The organism is Prevotella sp. ne3005, assembly GCF_900110085.1.
In the GTDB taxonomy this organism is placed as follows: domain Bacteria; phylum Bacteroidota; class Bacteroidia; order Bacteroidales; family Bacteroidaceae; genus Prevotella.
This window is the reverse complement of record NZ_FOCK01000005.1, coordinates 21,300-36,825: the sequence shown is the minus strand read 5'-3', so window position 1 is coordinate 36,825 and position 15,526 is coordinate 21,300. Positions and strand designations below refer to the sequence as shown.

General features: G+C 49.7%; 14 protein-coding genes. 6 read left to right on the top strand and 8 right to left on the bottom strand.

Annotated features, from left to right (window positions below):
• The first annotated feature begins 43 nt into the window (after positions 1–43).
• The gene (locus BMY16_RS08180) at positions 44–958 is read left to right on the top strand and encodes an SMP-30/gluconolactonase/LRE family protein (protein ID WP_091841969.1); all 915 of its coding nucleotides are present in this window, start codon (positions 44–46) and stop codon (positions 956–958) included.
• A gap of 7 nt (positions 959–965) precedes the next feature.
• On the opposite strand, the gene BMY16_RS08175 is transcribed toward BMY16_RS08180, so the two are convergent.
• Genes BMY16_RS08175 through deoD form a run of 6 tightly spaced genes read right to left on the bottom strand, consistent with a single transcriptional unit; the run spans position 966 to position 8,326 of the window.
• Positions 966–1,784 (bottom strand): alpha/beta hydrolase, encoded by an 819-nt coding sequence (locus tag BMY16_RS08175; protein ID WP_411267776.1) that lies wholly within the window; start codon positions 1,782–1,784, stop codon positions 966–968.
• 52 nt (positions 1,785–1,836) lie between these two features.
• Positions 1,837–2,952 (bottom strand): tyrosine-protein phosphatase, encoded by a 1,116-nt coding sequence (locus BMY16_RS08170; RefSeq protein ID WP_091841569.1) that lies wholly within the window; start codon positions 2,950–2,952, stop codon positions 1,837–1,839.
• A 31-nt stretch (positions 2,953–2,983) separates the two neighbouring features.
• The gene (gene axeA1 / locus BMY16_RS08165; RefSeq protein ID WP_091841567.1) at positions 2,984–4,429 is read right to left on the bottom strand and encodes an acetylxylan esterase AxeA1; all 1,446 of its coding nucleotides are present in this window, start codon (positions 4,427–4,429) and stop codon (positions 2,984–2,986) included.
• Between the two features lie 37 nt (positions 4,430–4,466).
• Positions 4,467–5,900 carry a L,D-transpeptidase family protein gene (locus BMY16_RS08160; RefSeq protein WP_091841565.1) on the bottom strand — a complete coding sequence of 478 codons (1,434 nt, stop codon included), beginning with the start codon at positions 5,898–5,900 and terminating at the stop codon, positions 4,467–4,469.
• A gap of 5 nt (positions 5,901–5,905) precedes the next feature.
• Positions 5,906–7,603 carry an energy-dependent translational throttle protein EttA gene (gene ettA / locus BMY16_RS08155; protein ID WP_091841564.1) on the bottom strand — a complete coding sequence of 566 codons (1,698 nt, stop codon included), beginning with the start codon at positions 7,601–7,603 and terminating at the stop codon, positions 5,906–5,908.
• 15 nt (positions 7,604–7,618) lie between these two features.
• A complete protein-coding gene (gene deoD, locus BMY16_RS08150) occupies positions 7,619–8,326 on the bottom strand; it encodes a purine-nucleoside phosphorylase (RefSeq protein WP_091841562.1) in 708 nt (235 codons plus the stop codon).
• A gap of 140 nt (positions 8,327–8,466) precedes the next feature.
• Here deoD and BMY16_RS08145 point away from each other — a divergent pair, with 140 nt between their 5' ends.
• Positions 8,467–8,772: a Dabb family protein gene (locus tag BMY16_RS08145; RefSeq protein WP_091841560.1), complete on the top strand. Its 306-nt coding sequence runs from the start codon at positions 8,467–8,469 to the stop codon at positions 8,770–8,772.
• 54 nt (positions 8,773–8,826) lie between these two features.
• On the opposite strand, the gene BMY16_RS08140 is transcribed toward BMY16_RS08145, so the two are convergent.
• Both BMY16_RS08140 and BMY16_RS08135 read right to left on the bottom strand, forming a co-directional pair.
• The gene (locus BMY16_RS08140) at positions 8,827–9,843 is read right to left on the bottom strand and encodes a GGGtGRT protein (RefSeq protein ID WP_091841558.1); all 1,017 of its coding nucleotides are present in this window, start codon (positions 9,841–9,843) and stop codon (positions 8,827–8,829) included.
• Between the two features lie 15 nt (positions 9,844–9,858).
• Positions 9,859–10,560 carry an iron-sulfur cluster assembly scaffold protein gene (locus tag BMY16_RS08135; protein ID WP_091841556.1) on the bottom strand — a complete coding sequence of 234 codons (702 nt, stop codon included), beginning with the start codon at positions 10,558–10,560 and terminating at the stop codon, positions 9,859–9,861.
• A gap of 336 nt (positions 10,561–10,896) precedes the next feature.
• Between BMY16_RS08135 and BMY16_RS08130 the strand changes: the two genes are divergently transcribed.
• From BMY16_RS08130 to BMY16_RS08115, 4 genes are all read left to right on the top strand, one after another.
• A complete protein-coding gene (locus BMY16_RS08130) occupies positions 10,897–11,172 on the top strand; it encodes an HU family DNA-binding protein (protein WP_091841554.1) in 276 nt (91 codons plus the stop codon).
• Positions 11,173–11,405: 233 nt separating this feature from the next.
• On the top strand, positions 11,406–12,980 hold the full coding sequence (locus BMY16_RS08125; protein ID WP_091841553.1) for an Rne/Rng family ribonuclease: 1,575 nt from the start codon (positions 11,406–11,408) through the stop codon (positions 12,978–12,980).
• Between the two features lie 29 nt (positions 12,981–13,009).
• Positions 13,010–14,194 (top strand): glycosyltransferase family 2 protein, encoded by a 1,185-nt coding sequence (locus tag BMY16_RS08120; protein ID WP_091841551.1) that lies wholly within the window; start codon positions 13,010–13,012, stop codon positions 14,192–14,194.
• Between the two features lie 72 nt (positions 14,195–14,266).
• The gene (locus tag BMY16_RS08115; protein ID WP_091841549.1) at positions 14,267–15,520 is read left to right on the top strand and encodes an ATP-binding response regulator; all 1,254 of its coding nucleotides are present in this window, start codon (positions 14,267–14,269) and stop codon (positions 15,518–15,520) included.
• Positions 15,521–15,526: the final 6 nt, after the last annotated feature.

Genomic DNA, 15,526 nt, shown 5'->3' with positions numbered 1-15,526 from the left:
TTGCTTAAACGTCGAACCTTTCTTGAGACACGTTCATTCGATAATGAAAAAAAGATTATCATACTCACAGTTATTGCTTTCATGTACTATTCTTTGCGTGATGGCTGCATGTGCTCAGACTCAGTCAAATGATATAGTTGCTGAAGGGGAAGAACCTGTAAGAGTTTCTGATTCGTATAGCTTTACAGAAGGGCCTGCGGCAGACGTAAGGGGGGACGTGTACTTTACAGACCAGCCCAACAATAAGATATACCATTGGGACTGCGAATCTGGAGAGATCACATTGTTCACCGGTCAGAGCGGTCGAGCTAACGGTATGTACTTTGATGCACAAGGCAACTTGATAGCCTGTGCAGATATGGACAACCAACTCTGGTCTTTCGATATGGAAGGACACTCCAAGATACTGATAACCGACTATTGCGGGAAATTGCTGAACGGGCCTAATGACGTTTGGATCTCGAAGGATGGAGGCTATTATCTTACTGACCCCTATTTTAAAAGAGACTATTGGACACGTAGCCCAGAGCGCCAACAGCCAGTAGAAGGTTTGTATTATCTCGCGCCGGGAGGTCAGCAACTAGTCATGCTTGACTCAACACTCAACCAGCCTAATGGCCTTGTGGGAACGCCCGACGGAAAATATCTGTATGTTGCGGAGGCAAAAGCAAACAGAATCCTGAAATATGACATTCTGCCAGACGGCCATCTGGCAAACCGGCAGGTCTTTGCAGACATGGGGTCGGACGGAATGACGATAGACGATAGAGGGAACATATATCTTACTGGCAACGGTGTGACCGTATTCGACAAAAACGGCCACAAGATTGCCCATTTTCCCATTCCTGAAGACTGGACTGCAAACGTTTGTTTTGGCGGAAAAGAGCGTGATATCTTATTTATCACCGCATCAAAATCCGTCTATACCCTGAAGATGCTTGTCCACGGAGTAAAGTGATTAAAGCTTACTTCGGGTTGGCTTTGTTTTCAGTCAGGCGCTTGATATGCTGCTTCAGAATGTAATATGCAGGTTGCGGCATGGCACCATGGTCGTAGCCTTGCATCTCATAGAGCGTCACATCCTTGTGGCCCACGAGTTTCAACATACGCCAGAAGTAAGCCTGCTCCTCATAGCGGCCAAAGAGTTCTAGTTCGCGGTCACCAGAAATAATAATGATAGGTGGGGCATCTGGACGAATGTAGGTGAGCGGGGCGTATTGGTCAATAGTGGCCTGCAAGGGAGGGATGTTCTGCTGTTTGCGGATATTGTAATGCGTGATGCACTGTCCGCTGAAGGGCACGAGGGCAGCCAATGAGTCGGCATCAACGCCATATTTGGCGAGCCATTTCTTGTCTAGGCCGATCATGTTGAGCAGGTAGCCACCTGCGGAATGTCCTGCCACGAAAATCTTGCGATGACTACCACCATATTTCTCGATATTTTTATATGTCCATGCCACAGCAGCTGCGGCATCGTCGAGGATATCGTCGATATGAGCCTTTGGCAGCAGACGGTAGTTGGCTGCAACCACCACTAAGCCGCTGTTCTTCAATTGTTCGTCGATGTGCTTGTTACCACCCTCAATACCACCACCATGGAACCATACCACAACGGGGGCATCCTTTTGATTTGTAGGGTAATAAACGTCGAGTTTGCAACGCTCTTGGGCGTATGCATCGTCAGATGATGTGTAAGGGATGTCGTTCACTTGCTGATACTGCTGATGCTGTGCCTGAGAGTTCATCGGCAACAGCATAAGTGCGAGGATTGTATATTTAATCATTCTCATAACTATAGTTTTTGTTGGGTTATCATTATCTTTACAAATAAGAAAACTAAAGAACTGTCAAAGCCAGAATCAGAGCGTCAATTTGCTGGCGGCTCATGCCGTGAGAGAGCAGATAGCTAGAGAACGCTTTTGCGTAGTCAACATTCGGAAGTTGTGCCTCATCCTTAATGCCGGCATAATACATCAGGCACGGGTTGAGTTTCAGCGACAATAATGTGTTGCATACATCATGGTCTTTTTGGGGATTGACGCCATAATAGTTGTCATAGGTAATCAGATAGTCGGTTACAATCTCCTCATACGTTGCGCCGCATAATCCCTCCAGTAGTGCGCACACATATCCGGTACGATCTTTTCCCTCAATGCAATGCACGACATAGGGTGCCGGACGCGACGGCAGTTCCTTGAGAGCCGCAATCAGTCGTTTGTTATAGTCATCTGCCGTAGGGTCAGCCTTCAACGGGCACAATATCACATTGCCTGCATTCCAAAGTGCACGGCTGTAGGTAGGCATGTCGTAGCTCTGCATTTTCTCCTCTGTGTCGGCAAGGTTAAGCACCGTCGTTACCTTTTCGCCTTCCAGATATTCCGATACACAGTAGGCGCGGTTGGTTTCGTCAGAGAACGGTGTTGAACTTCGGTACAACACACCGCCGGCAATGTTACCAGCCTTCACCGCGCGAGCATTAGCAAACTCAGCATCGGTGAGGTCTGGATAGTCATTGCGGTCGTTGGAATATGTCATACTCATGGCTGTTTGCACGTCGAGACAACCACCCTTTTCCTTCATTCTGACGGTAACGGCTTGCCCCACCAGTCCTCTCTGTTCCGGGGGCAATCCGGTGTTGCCAGCTGTAAAACAGATGCTGGGATAGCTGGGATAAGCCACGAGCAGGAGTTCTCCGCTACGAGTGTAGTAGCCGTCGTAATAAGGCACGACGAATGTTTTGTCGTCAAGGGTGATGCTGACGAGGTCACCAGGCGTAAATCCAGCCTTCTCCATGTCTGCTTTCGTAAAATCCAGCATGGCTCCGTCGTACTCATTATACGTAGAAATGATGCCTTTCAGCATCGGCTCTTCGTTGGTATTGTTACCATCAGAGCAGGAGGTAACAAGGACCAGTAAACTTACAAGAAAGAATGCCTTCGAGGGTACAAACATGGTTGCAACTTTGAGAGTGTTGGGGGAATGTCTATTTGGCGAGCGCTTCTGCTATGATGGTTGCCAGTCGCTCGGCACCTTTTCCATCGGGATGGATGCCATCGTCCACCATCTTATTGCCATCGTTGGCATAGAGCGTATGCAGGTCGACCACCTGCAGGCCATATTTCTTGGCCACCTCCTGCTGAATGGGAATGATCTCATTGACAATCACTGAGTCGTTGATGTTCCACGTCGGCTTAAAAGCGGGGATGGGCGTGCAGAGCAGGATACGGGGTTTGGCCTCAGCCACTGCCTGGGATTTCTTGGACTTCTTAGCTTTCTTGACTGGTTGGGCAAGGTCTGGACGCAGCGTGGTGATCATCTGCTCCAGGTCCTGGCGGAACTCAGCACCATACTGCCAATTTTCGGGCTTCGAGTCGTTGGTGCCCAGCTTGATGATGACCACATCGGGCTTGAATGCGAGCGCATCTCTCCACGCCATCTCGTTCATATAGGGGAAATCGCCTTTGTTGAGCATAGTGCGAGAGCTCACGCCGAAATTCTTCACCCAGTAGTCATTGCCCAGCTTCTTCTGCAACACGGCAGGATAGCCATAGGCCGTACGCATATCGATGCCATAGCCGTCGGTGATACTGTTACCGATACAAGCCACACGGATGGCATCCTGCTTGGGTGCCTTGTGGGCATCAAGCCAGCTGCCAATCTCTGTCAGCAGCTGGTCATGGTATGGAAACCAGGTGCCGAAGCCGAAGCCATGATCGCCAGTGGGATATACCAGCATAGAACAGTCGTTACCTGCATTGCGCATGGCCTTATAGTATTCCAGTCCGTTGGTGACAAAGGGCACCAGACGGTCGTCATTGGCTGAGACAATCAAGGCTGGAGGTGTCAGATGACTGCGCACGGCATTCATGGTCGAGAAGTCGCGCACCAACTCTGGGTTCTGCTGTCCATCCTTACCCAAGAAGTTCAGGCACGACCATTTGTGCGACACACGCTCATCCATCGAGATGACGGGATAGAACAGTATAGAGAAATTAGGACGTGCGTCGAAAGGGGCATGGGTGGAGATGACAGATGCTAGATGGCCGCCAGCCGAGAAGCCCATGATGCCCACATCGTTGGGATTGATGTTCCACACCAGAGCTGAGTCGCGTACGATGCGGATACCTTTCATCACGTCGCCCATAGGCTTCGTGCGGTCACCAGCTGGCAAACGATAGTTCACCACGAAATAGGCGATGCCCCGCTGATTCATCCATTCAGCCGCCAGTGTACCCTCGTGGGTGTTCGACAACATGGAGTAACCACCACCTGGAACGCCCACAATCGCTTTGCCTGAACACTTTTCAGGCAGGAAACACACCATTTGCGCCTTGCCATCGTCGGTCAGGTTCAGCGTAAAATTTCTGGCTGTCTGTGCCATCATGGTGGCAGCAGTCAGCAGCATACTAAAGATAAACAGTTTTCTCATGTTGGTAGTTGATAATTATTAGTTGTTATTATTTCTTTTATTTAAGCAGATACGCCCCAATCTTCTCCACGATAACCTTGTCGTAGTCATAACGGTCGGGCCAAAACTCCACCTTACCAGTTGCCGGATTCGGATAAGCAGTGAAGTAGACAATATAGACGGGCACCTTCGGATTAATCTCACGATACTGAATCAGACGCAAAGGATGAGGATCCTCGGCATGATCTCTTACGTAGTTTCTACCACGCTCGGTTTCTGGACGGATGTCCATTGAGATGCGTAACTGATCGCGAGTCCAGTCGTCGACATCCGATAAGAGAAAACAGGCTAAGTCGAAGGGCTTCTGCACGCGTACACATCCATGGGAGAGTGTGCGTCGCTCACGTTGGAAAGCGCCCCGGTTGTTGGTGTCATGCAGATAGACGGAGAAATTGTTTGGAAAACGAAACACGATGCGGCCGAGCGAGTTGCCTGCCCCACCCTTCTGAACCACACGGAGATTACCGGACATCAGCTGTTCGGACGACACCTCAGAGGCCCTCAGTGTATCGTTGGTTTGTCTCCTTACTATGGAATATCGGTTACGCGCAAAGTAGGCGGAGTCACCCCCATGGCGAGCTACATCAGTCTTGATGATGTTGTAGGGAATGATCCACTCGGGGTTGACTTGCATATAGTTGATAGTGCTGCAGAGCAGTGGGGTCTTGGTGGCATAGGCACCACAGCAGATACGCATATAGAGCACCGTGTCGCCGCCTACGGCCCAAAGCTGTTGGGCGGGGATATTGACCAAAACCCGTCTCTCTTGTTGTTCAGGATGCTTGATCTGCCAACGGCAGCGTTCCATATTGATAGCAATCTTCCGTCGTTCTGCGGTGTCATTAGTGGCCAACAATCTCTCTTGCAAAGCATGGTACACGTAGTTTGAGGGCTGAGAGGCCATGAAGAAAGCCATCCTGTCATCTTTCGTCAACTGTTTCTCTGACGTCTCCTTGTCGGGGGCTTTGATCTCATAGTCGAAGAGCTGGGCATACCCCGGACCTCCTACCTTATAGTCCTTGTTGTTCAACACCTTGTCAGGGCGCATAAAGCCATAACGCAGCCCGGTGGTATAGTCGATATAGGCCTTCGAGAGGTTACTGTCGAGTCGGACAAGCACCTCATTGATGCTCTGGCCCACAGAGTCAAAGGCGAGTGTATGGACGATATGCAAGTCCTCGGCAATCTGAGGCACGAAGAAGGCCGTTGTATCAAGTCCATTACGGGGCACTTCTCGGCGAAGATAGGACAACAAAGAATCAGCATCTTCCGACACACCCATCCTCGTGAACCACTTGCCCTGCACAGCCGAGTCGAGACTGTCTACATAGGTACTGAAGGCCGAGAGGTCGGCTTCGGTCTGATTGTGCCATCCGCCACTGCATGCTCCCAACAGCAGACCAGCCATCCACATCACGACCAGCTTTTTCATCCTGTCTATTCCTCCATCAGTTTACGATAGCGGGCACGCTTAGGTTCTTCGAGGCCAAGGCGCTGTGCCTTGTTGGTCTCATACTCTGAGTAGTTGCCCTCGAAGTAGAAGACGTTACCCTCACCCTCGAAGGCGAGGATATGCGTACAGATACGATCAAGGAACCAACGGTCGTGACTAATAATAACGGCACAACCCGCGAACGATTCCAAGCCTTCCTCCAAAGCGCGTAACGTATTGACATCTATATCGTTAGTCGGCTCATCGAGAAGTAAAACATTGCCTTCCTGTTTCAGGGCTATGGCCAGATGCAGACGGTTACGCTCACCACCCGAAAGTACGCCACATTTCTTCTCCTGATCGGCACCACTGAAATTGAACCGTGAGAGATAGGCGCGTACGTTCACATCGCGCCCACCCATGCGGATGGTTTCATTACCACCGCTCACCACCTGATAAACGGTTTTCTCAGGATCGATGTCCTTATGCTGCTGGTCAACGTACGAGAGTTTCACTGTCTCGCCCACGTCGAAGGAACCTGCATCAGCCTTCTCCAAACCCATGATCAGGCGGAACAATGTGGTCTTGCCGGCACCGTTAGGGCCTATCACGCCCACAATGCCATTTGGCGGCAGGATGAAGTTCAGGTCCTTAAAGAGTTCCTTCTCGGGATAAGCCTTAGCCACATGTTCTGCCACGATGACCTTGTTACCAAGGCGCGGACCGTTGGGAATAAATATCTCCAGTTTTTCCTCTTTCTGTTTCTGTTCCTCGTTGAGCATCTTGTCATAAGAGTTCAGACGGGCTTTCCCCTTGGCATGACGCGCCTTCGGGGCCATCCTCACCCACTCCAGCTCACGTTCCAGAGTCTTGCGGCGCTTCGAGGCTTGTTTCTCTTCTTGAGCCAGTCGCTGAGACTTTTGCTCCAGCCATGATGAATAGTTACCCTTCCAAGGGATGCCCTCACCGCGGTCGAGTTCAAGGATCCACTCTGCCACATCGTCAAGGAAGTATCGGTCATGGGTCACAGCAATCACCGTACCCTCATACTGCTGCAGGTGCTGCTCCAGCCAGTCGATGCTTTCTGCATCCAGATGGTTCGTGGGCTCGTCGAGCAGCAGCACGTCGGGTTTCTGCAACAGCAGTCGACACAGGGCCACGCGACGGCGCTCACCGCCAGAAAGTGTCTTCACACTCCAGTCGCCTGGCGGACAGTTCAGCGCAGCCATCGCACGGTCGAGCTTCGAGTCCATGTTCCAGGCATCCGTCGCGTCGATGATATCCTGCAGCTCTGCCTGGCGCTGCATCAGCTTGTCCATCTTATCTGGGTCCTCATAATACTCAGGAAGACCGAACTTCACGTTGATCTGATCATATTCTGCAAGCGCATCATACACATGCTGAACCCCTTCCATCACGTTCTCCTTGACCGTCTTCTCTTCATTCAGTGGCGGGTCCTGGGGCAGATAGCCCACCGAATAGCCAGGACTCCACACTACCTGACCTTGGAACTTCTCATCGAGACCGGCAATAATCTTCATAAGTGTGGACTTACCCGCACCGTTCAATCCAATAATGCCAATCTTCGCGCCGTAGAAGAAACTCAGATAGATGTTCTTTAATACTTGTTTCTGGTTCTGCTGGATGGTCTTGCTCACGCCAACCATCGAGAAGATGACTTTCTTATCATCGACTGTAGCCATTGATTCCTCCTATTATTATAATAATGAGAATGCCACATCCATCATGTGGGTAAAGGTTGTCTGTCGCTCCTCGGCGGTCGTTGCCTCACCCGTGAGGATATGGTCGGAGATGGTGCAGATGCCAAGGGCACGCTTGCCTGCACGGGCAGCATTCATGTAGAGGGCGGCTATCTCCATCTCGACAGCTAGCACACCCATCTTCATCCACTTGTCATTCTGAGGATTATCCGAATAGAAAGTGTCCGAAGACAACACATTGCCCACCATATAATTATAACCAAAGCGCTCACAGGCCTCAGCAGCACCACGTACCAATGTAAAATCGGCGATGGGGGCATACGTACCAGGTAACTCATACTGATTGACATAATTCGAGTTCGTGCAGGCGCCCATAGCAATGGCGATGTCGCCAACATGCAGATCCATATTGATAGAACCTGCCGATCCCACACGGATGATAGTCTTCACTCCATAGAAGTTATACAACTCATAAGTATAGATACCGATGGAGGGCATGCCCATACCATGGCCCATCACACTGACACGTTTGCCATGATAGGTTCCCGTAAATCCAAACATACCTCTGACGTGGTTGAATTCCACAGGGTTCTCCAGATACTTCTCTGCCATAAACTTAGCTCTCAGCGGATCGCCGGCCATAATTACTGTCTCGGCTATTTCGCCGAACTTTGCCCCAATGTGGGGAGTAGGTGTTGTTGCCATAATCTTATTGGTTTTGGGTTATTTGGGGCAAATTTACATAAAAATCCCGAATTACGCATCATTTTTCTGATAAAATTTTTGTCATGCCGAATAAAATGCTTATTTTTGCACCACATCAATTACCAAAAACAATTCAAATTATGGTTAAACACATTATTCTCTGGACCCTGAATCCAGAACTCTCAGAAGAAGAGAAACAGCAGGTAAAGGCAGGGATCAAGGCTGGTCTTGAAGGTCTTGTGGGCAAAGTGCCAGGACTCATTGATGTCAAAGTACATATCGACGGCCGCTTGGCTTCATCGAATGCCGATGTGATGCTCGACAGTACACTGGAGAGCGAAGAGGCACTGAAGGGCTATGCCGTTCATCCCGAGCATGTAGCCGTTGCCAACGGAAAGGTTCGCCCCTACACCGTCCAGCGCAGCTGCCTCGATTTCGAGATCTAAAAGCAAAAATCCCCGCCAATCGGCGGGGATTTTTATAATAATAGCTCAAGAAGATTACTTCTTGTTCAGGGCGAGGTCGATAGCAACGGCTACAGATACAGTAGCACCTACCATCGGGTTGTTACCCATACCGAGGAAGCCCATCATCTCTACGTGAGCAGGAACTGAAGAAGAACCTGCGAACTGAGCGTCTGAGTGCATACGACCCAGCGTATCAGTCATACCATAAGAAGCAGGACCAGCAGCCATGTTATCCGGGTGCAGGGTACGACCGGTACCACCACCAGAAGCTACTGAGAAGTAAGGCTTACCAGCGAGCACGCGCTCCTTCTTATAGGTACCAGCTACTGGGTGCTGGAAACGTGTTGGGTTGGTAGAGTTACCAGTGATAGAAACATCAACGTTCTCCTTCCACAGGATAGCTACGCCCTCACGAACATCATCGGCACCATAGCACTTTACCTTCAGACGGCTGGGGTTATTGCCATAAGGGACCTCCTTAACAACGTTCAGGTCGCCAGTGAAGTAATCGAACTTAGTCTGTACGTATGTAAAACCGTTGATACGGCTGATGATCTGAGCAGCGTCCTTGCCAAGACCGTTCAGAATCACGCGAAGCGGCTTCTGACGAACCTTGTTGGCCATCTCAGCAATTTTGATAGCACCCTCGGCAGCAGCGAAGCTCTCGTGACCAGCCAGGAAGGCGAAGCACTCAGTCTCCTCACGGAGCAGACGAGCGGCAAGGTTACCGTGACCGATACCTACCTTACGATCGTCAGCTACAGATCCGGGGATACAGAAGCTCTGCAGACCGATACCGATAGCCTCAGCAGCCTCGGCAGCCGTCTTTACACCCTTCTTGATGGCGATAGCAGCACCACAAACGTATGCCCACTTAGCATTCTCGAAGCAGATGAGCTGAGTATCCTCACACATCTGATAAGGATCGATACCTGCCTTTTCACAAATCTCATTGGCCTCTTCGATAGAGTTGATGCCATTCTCCTTCAGAGCAGCAAGAACCTGGTTGATACGGCGCTCCTGACTCTCAAACTGTACTTTTCTAATCATTGTCGTATCCTCCTATTATTCTTTACGTGGGTCAATAGCCTTAACTGCACCCTGCTCCTCGCTTGTGCGACCATAAGAGCCGGTGAACTTCTTCAGAGCCTCATTAGCGTCCATGCCGCCCTTGATAGCCTCCATCATCTTGCCGAGATGTACATACTCGTAACCGCAAACCTCGTTGTTGGCATCGAGATACATCTTGGTGATGTAACCCTCAGTCAGCTCAAGATAACGGGTACCCTTGGCAACGGTGCCATAGAGTGTACCAGTCTGTGAACGGAGACCCTTACCCAGGTCCTCAAGACCAGCACCGATAGCCAGACCACCCTCAGAGAAGGCACTCTGTGTACGTCCGTAAACAATCTGCAGGAAGAGTTCGCGCATGGCGGTGTTGATAGCATCGCATACGAGGTCGGTATTCAGAGCCTCGAGAATGGTCTTACCGGGCAGGATCTCAGAAGCCATAGCAGCTGAGTGTGTCATACCGGTACAACCGATGGTCTCAACCAGAGCCTCCTGGATGATGCCATCCTTCACGTTCAGGCTCAGCTTGCAGGCACCCTGCTGAGGTGCACACCAGCCAATACCGTGGGTGTAACCAGAGATCTCCTTGATTTCTTTCACTGCAACCCACTTGCCCTCCTCGGGGATAGGTGCAGGTCCATGGTAAGCGCCTTTACAAACGCTACACATGTTCTCCACTTCTTTTGAATAAATCATTGATAATAAAACATTTAAATGTTAAACAACTTAATAGTTCTTCTTTGTAGCCTACAAAATTACTCGTTTTCTTTGAATATTGTTCCGACACGCCCTATCATTTAGGAATAATTAACGATAAGTCATCACTCCGCCCTTTATGTAAACAAGACGCCAAATAGAGCCGTCTGAGAGGGTCAAAGAGGCTCAAAAAGGGGCAAAGTGAGAATAAAATCACAATTTTTATAAAAAAATCCCCGAAATATTTCGGTAATCGACTGAAAATTAGTAACTTTGCAGTCCGAAATCGATAATAATCGGTTTTTCACATTATTAATATATATAAGAAACATAGAAATGACAAAGGCAGAAATCATCACTAAAATTGCTGAGGAGACAGGCATTGCCAAAAAGGATGTATCCACGGCGGTGGAGTCATTTATGGAAGTGATTCGCACCTCGCTCTCCCAAGACAAGGAGAACGTCTACCTTCGTGGCTTCGGCACTTTCCATGTGAAGCGTCGTGCGAAGAAGACCGCCCGCAACATCTCAAAGAACACCACACTCGTTATTGAGGCTCATGACTTTCCCGCATTCAAGCCTTCAAAGAGTTTTATCGAGAAAATGAAGTAATTAACATTTAAATAAACATTAGTATTATGCCAAACGGAAAGAAGAAGAAGGGCCACAAGATGGCTACTCACAAGCGTAAGAAGAGACTGCGCAAGAATCGTCATAAGAGCAAGTAAAGCTTGCCCCTCTATGGCTTAGAAAAAGAAATGAAAGGAGTGTGAGCGCTTATCCCACGGGATAGCATCACACCCTTTTGAGTTTTAACGACAACCCCGTCAGTAACAAGAAAGACAATGACAAGTGAAGTAATCATTGATGTGCAGCCGAAAGACATCTCGATTGCCTTGCTCGAAGACAAGCAACTGGTAGAATACCAGCAAGAGCAGCGCACGGCATCGTTCTCGGTGGGCAACATCTATGTGGCAAAAGTGAAGAAGCTGATGCCTGGATTGAACGCTTGCTTCGTTGACGTCGGCGCCGAGCGCGTGGCCTTTCTCCATTACCTTGACTTAGGGAGTCAATTCCTCTCATACGAGAAATACCTGAAACAGGTAGTCAGTGACCGCAAGAAACTCTACCCCATCCAGAAGGCTACACCGCAACCGATTCTGAAGAAGGACGGCAGCATTGCCAACACACTGAAAGTGGGTCAGGAAGTGCTGGTACAGATTGTCAAAGAGCCTATCAACACGAAAGGACCGCGTCTCACATGCGAACTCAGCTTTGCTGGACGTTACCTGGTGCTGATACCCTTTGAAGACAGCGTTTCCGTCTCCACCAAGATCAAACGCAGTGAGGAGCGTAGCCGGCTGAAACAGCTCATCCAGAGCATCAAGCCCAAGAACTTTGGTGTCATTGTGCGCACGGTGGCAGAAGGGAAAAGAGCCGCGGAACTCGACGCAGAACTGAAGATCCTGCTGAAACGCTGGGAAGACACCATCACAAAAGTACAGAAGACGACAGAGCGCCCACAGTTGTGCTTTGAGGAGGAAAGCCGCGCCGTCGCCCTGCTCCGTGACCTGTTCAACCCCACCTATGACGGCATCCACATCAACGACAGCACGATCTTTGAAGAAATCAAGAACTACCTTGGGCTGATAGCACCCGAGAAGAAGGAAATCGTCAAGCTTTACAACGGTACGGTACCCATCTTCGACAACTATGATGTGACCAAGCAGCTCAAGTCAGGCTTCGGCAAGACCGTCAACTACAAACACGGTGCCTACCTCATTATTGAACACACTGAGGCCATGCATGTGGTCGACGTAAACAGCGGTACGCGCATTAAGAAGGAGAACAATCAGGAGACCAATGCCCTGGAGACCAATCTTGGTGCTGCCGACGAGTTGGCACGTCAGCTGAGGCTTAGGGACATGGGCGGCATCATCATCGTTGACTTCATCGACATGAAACTGCCAGAAGACCGCCAGATGCTCTATGAGCGCATGTGCAAAAACATGCAGAAAGACCGCGCCAAGCACAATATCCTGCCTCTTTCCAAGTTTGGACTGATGCAGATTACCCGTCAGCGTGTCAGACCCGCCATGAGCGTTAACGTCGAAGAGACCTGCCCCACCTGTTTCGGAAAAGGAACCATCAAGTCGAGTATCCTCTTTACGGATACACTTGAGAGTAAGATTGACACCCTCGTCAACAAGATCGGAGTACGCAAGTTTTACCTGTACGTACACCCTTACGTCGCTGCTTACATCAACAAGGGCGTCTTCAGTATGAAACGCCAATGGCAGATGAAGTACGGGCTGGGCGTCCATGTGATTCCCTCGCAAAAACTGGCCTTCCTCCAATACGAGTTCTATGACAGCGACAAACAGTTCATAGACATGCAAGAGGAAATCGAGACGAAGTGAACACCTAAAGAAAAAAAGAAAAAGTCACTATGCTGACACTTAAAATCCTGTTTTGGGCTATGCTGCTCATTGTATTCTACACCTATATTGGTTACGGAATACTACTATACATCATCATCCGGCTAAAACGGTTCTTCCGGGGGAAACCCCGGGAGGCCGTGCTGCCGCCTGACGAGGAGCTGCCCGACATGACCTTGCTCATCTGCGCCTACAACGAGGAAGATGTGGTGGCAGAGAAGATGAAAAACACGCTGGCCATAGACTATCCGAAAGACAAATTCCGCATCATGTGGGTCACTGATGGCAGCAACGACCACACCAACGAACTGTTGAAGGCCTATCCGGAAGTCGACATCGTCTTTAGCCCAGAACGCAGAGGAAAGTCTGCTGCCCTGAAACACGGACTCCGTGAACTCAAGACCCGTTATGTTGCCTTTACCGATGCCAATACAATGCTCAATCCCGGTGCCATGAAGGAAATTGCCCGTCAGTTTATGGACCCCTCCGTGGGCTGTGTGTCGGGTGAAAAACGTGTCATGGCTAAGAAAGACGGTGATATGGCCGCGGAAGGCGAAGGCCTCTATTGGCGATACGAGAGTACTTTAAAGCGTTGGGACAGCGAGCTCTACTCCACCATGGGTGCCGCAGGCGAACTCTATGCCATCGACCCCACATTGGTCAGGGAAGTACCCGACGAGGCATTGCTCGACGATTTCATGATGTCGATGTACGTAGTGGAAGCCGGCAAGCGTATTGCCTATGCCCCCGATGCCTATGCTCAGGAATACGGCTCAGCCAACATCTTCGAGGAGTCGAAACGTAAGCGCCGTATCGCTGCCGGAGGTCTGCAGAGTATCTGGTGGTTGCGCAGGATGCTCAACCCCATGCGCCAGCCACTGGTAACATTTCAATACGTGAGCCACCGCGTTTTACGATGGAGTGTCACCCCCGTGGCCATGATCATTCTCCTGATCGTAAACGGTCTGCTTTCCATCATGGGTGCAGGATTGTTCTACGACATCATCCTTATATTGCAGATTCTCTTCTACGCCATGGCACTAATCGGTTGGTTATCAAGTCGATACGGACACAAGAACAAGATGCTTTACACCATCTATTATTTTGTATTCATGAACATCAACGTGTTCCGTGGAATGGCCTATCTCCGGACTCACGGCAAGAGCGGAGCATGGGAAAAAGCGAAAAGAAGTTGAAAAAAGTTTAAAAAATTTGGTTTATCTCAGTTTTTTTTATTACCTTTGTAGCGACTTTGTATTTATAGTATAATGGAGAAGGACGAGAAAGAGATATTGCTACAGAAGTTCGCAGATGCCAATCGTAGGCTGATGCTTGCTCAGGAGCAATTGGCAATCGCAAACAAAAAGCTCAAGGAATACGAGGAGAAGGCTCAGAAGGCAGAAAAAGCCAGTAAGATGAAGTCTCTCTTCCTTGCAAACATGAGCCATGAAATCCGTACTCCACTCAACGCTATTGAAGGATTCTCACGCGTTATTGCAGAAACCGATTCTCAGGAAGACCGCATGAAGTTCTTCGAGATTATCGAAAGCAATAACAATCGTTTGATGAACTTGGTCAACGAGATTCTTGACCTCTCCCGTGTAGAGTCGGGTGAGATTGTGATGAAGAAATCCAAGACCGACCTCAACGAGCTCTGCGATAGTATCAAGAACATCTTCAAGTTCCGTTGTCCTGACACAGTGAAGCTGATCTGGAACAAACCCACGATGTCAGTCCATCTGAATACTGATGCTAACCGTCTGACACAGGTCTTCTCCAATCTCATCAGCAACTCACTCAAGCACACGTCACAAGGAAGCATCACTTACGGTTACCATATTGTTAACGACGGACAGAACGTGGAGTTCTTCGTCAAAGATACCGGTACTGGTATTGCCCCTCAAGACCTCGACCACATTTTCGAGACTTACGTTTCCCGTGATGCCGAAACATCGAATAACGGCTACGGACTGGGGCTGCCCCTCTGTAAGATTATCATTGAGAAGCTTGGCGGTAAGATTGCCGTGGAGTCTACACTCGGCGAAGGCTCAACTTTCCGCTTCATTCTGCCATTCGAGGGGTCTATCGGTGGTATGCAGAAGACATCCACCACAACCACCAATGTTCGCACGATTCGTGTCAGTGGTCGTCCTGATGACAACAACAAGAAGAGCATCCTTGTGGCAGAAGATGAAGACAGTAACTACGAGCTCGTTCGCATTGTGCTGCACAAGCGTTACAAGCTGATTCGTGCCCGTAACGGCATTGAGGCTGTGACCCTCAACGAGGAAGAGAAGCCCGATATGATTCTCATGGATATCCGTATGCCGGAGATGAACGGTCTTGATGCCACCCGCATCATCAAGGAAGTAAGGTCCGATGTCCCTGTTGTCGCTTTGAGTGCTTATGCCTTCGAAGAGAATATCCGTGATGCCAAACTGGCTGGATGCGATGAGTTTATGGCCAAGCCTTTCAAGGTGGAAGACCTGATAGAGATGGTCAGGAGGTATCTCGACGCTTAAGCCATC

What these genes read in the sequence shown, in the direction of transcription:
- BMY16_RS08180 (WP_091841969.1), top strand. Translation starts at nt 44, where the DNA reads ATGAAAAAAAGATTATCATACTCACAGTTATTGCTTTCATGTACTATT.
- BMY16_RS08175 (WP_411267776.1), bottom strand. Translation starts at nt 1,784, where the DNA reads ATGATTAAATATACAATCCTCGCACTTATGCTGTTGCCGATGAACTCT.
- BMY16_RS08170 (WP_091841569.1), bottom strand. Translation starts at nt 2,952, where the DNA reads ATGTTTGTACCCTCGAAGGCATTCTTTCTTGTAAGTTTACTGGTCCTT.
- axeA1 (WP_091841567.1), bottom strand. Translation starts at nt 4,429, where the DNA reads ATGAGAAAACTGTTTATCTTTAGTATGCTGCTGACTGCTGCCACCATG.
- BMY16_RS08160 (WP_091841565.1), bottom strand. Translation starts at nt 5,900, where the DNA reads ATGAAAAAGCTGGTCGTGATGTGGATGGCTGGTCTGCTGTTGGGAGCA.
- ettA (WP_091841564.1), bottom strand. Translation starts at nt 7,603, where the DNA reads ATGGCTACAGTCGATGATAAGAAAGTCATCTTCTCGATGGTTGGCGTG.
- deoD (WP_091841562.1), bottom strand. Translation starts at nt 8,326, where the DNA reads ATGGCAACAACACCTACTCCCCACATTGGGGCAAAGTTCGGCGAAATA.
- BMY16_RS08145 (WP_091841560.1), top strand. Translation starts at nt 8,467, where the DNA reads ATGGTTAAACACATTATTCTCTGGACCCTGAATCCAGAACTCTCAGAA.
- BMY16_RS08140 (WP_091841558.1), bottom strand. Translation starts at nt 9,843, where the DNA reads ATGATTAGAAAAGTACAGTTTGAGAGTCAGGAGCGCCGTATCAACCAG.
- BMY16_RS08135 (WP_091841556.1), bottom strand. Translation starts at nt 10,560, where the DNA reads ATGATTTATTCAAAAGAAGTGGAGAACATGTGTAGCGTTTGTAAAGGC.
- BMY16_RS08130 (WP_091841554.1), top strand. Translation starts at nt 10,897, where the DNA reads ATGACAAAGGCAGAAATCATCACTAAAATTGCTGAGGAGACAGGCATT.
- BMY16_RS08125 (WP_091841553.1), top strand. Translation starts at nt 11,406, where the DNA reads ATGACAAGTGAAGTAATCATTGATGTGCAGCCGAAAGACATCTCGATT.
- BMY16_RS08120 (WP_091841551.1), top strand. Translation starts at nt 13,010, where the DNA reads ATGCTGACACTTAAAATCCTGTTTTGGGCTATGCTGCTCATTGTATTC.
- BMY16_RS08115 (WP_091841549.1), top strand. Translation starts at nt 14,267, where the DNA reads ATGGAGAAGGACGAGAAAGAGATATTGCTACAGAAGTTCGCAGATGCC.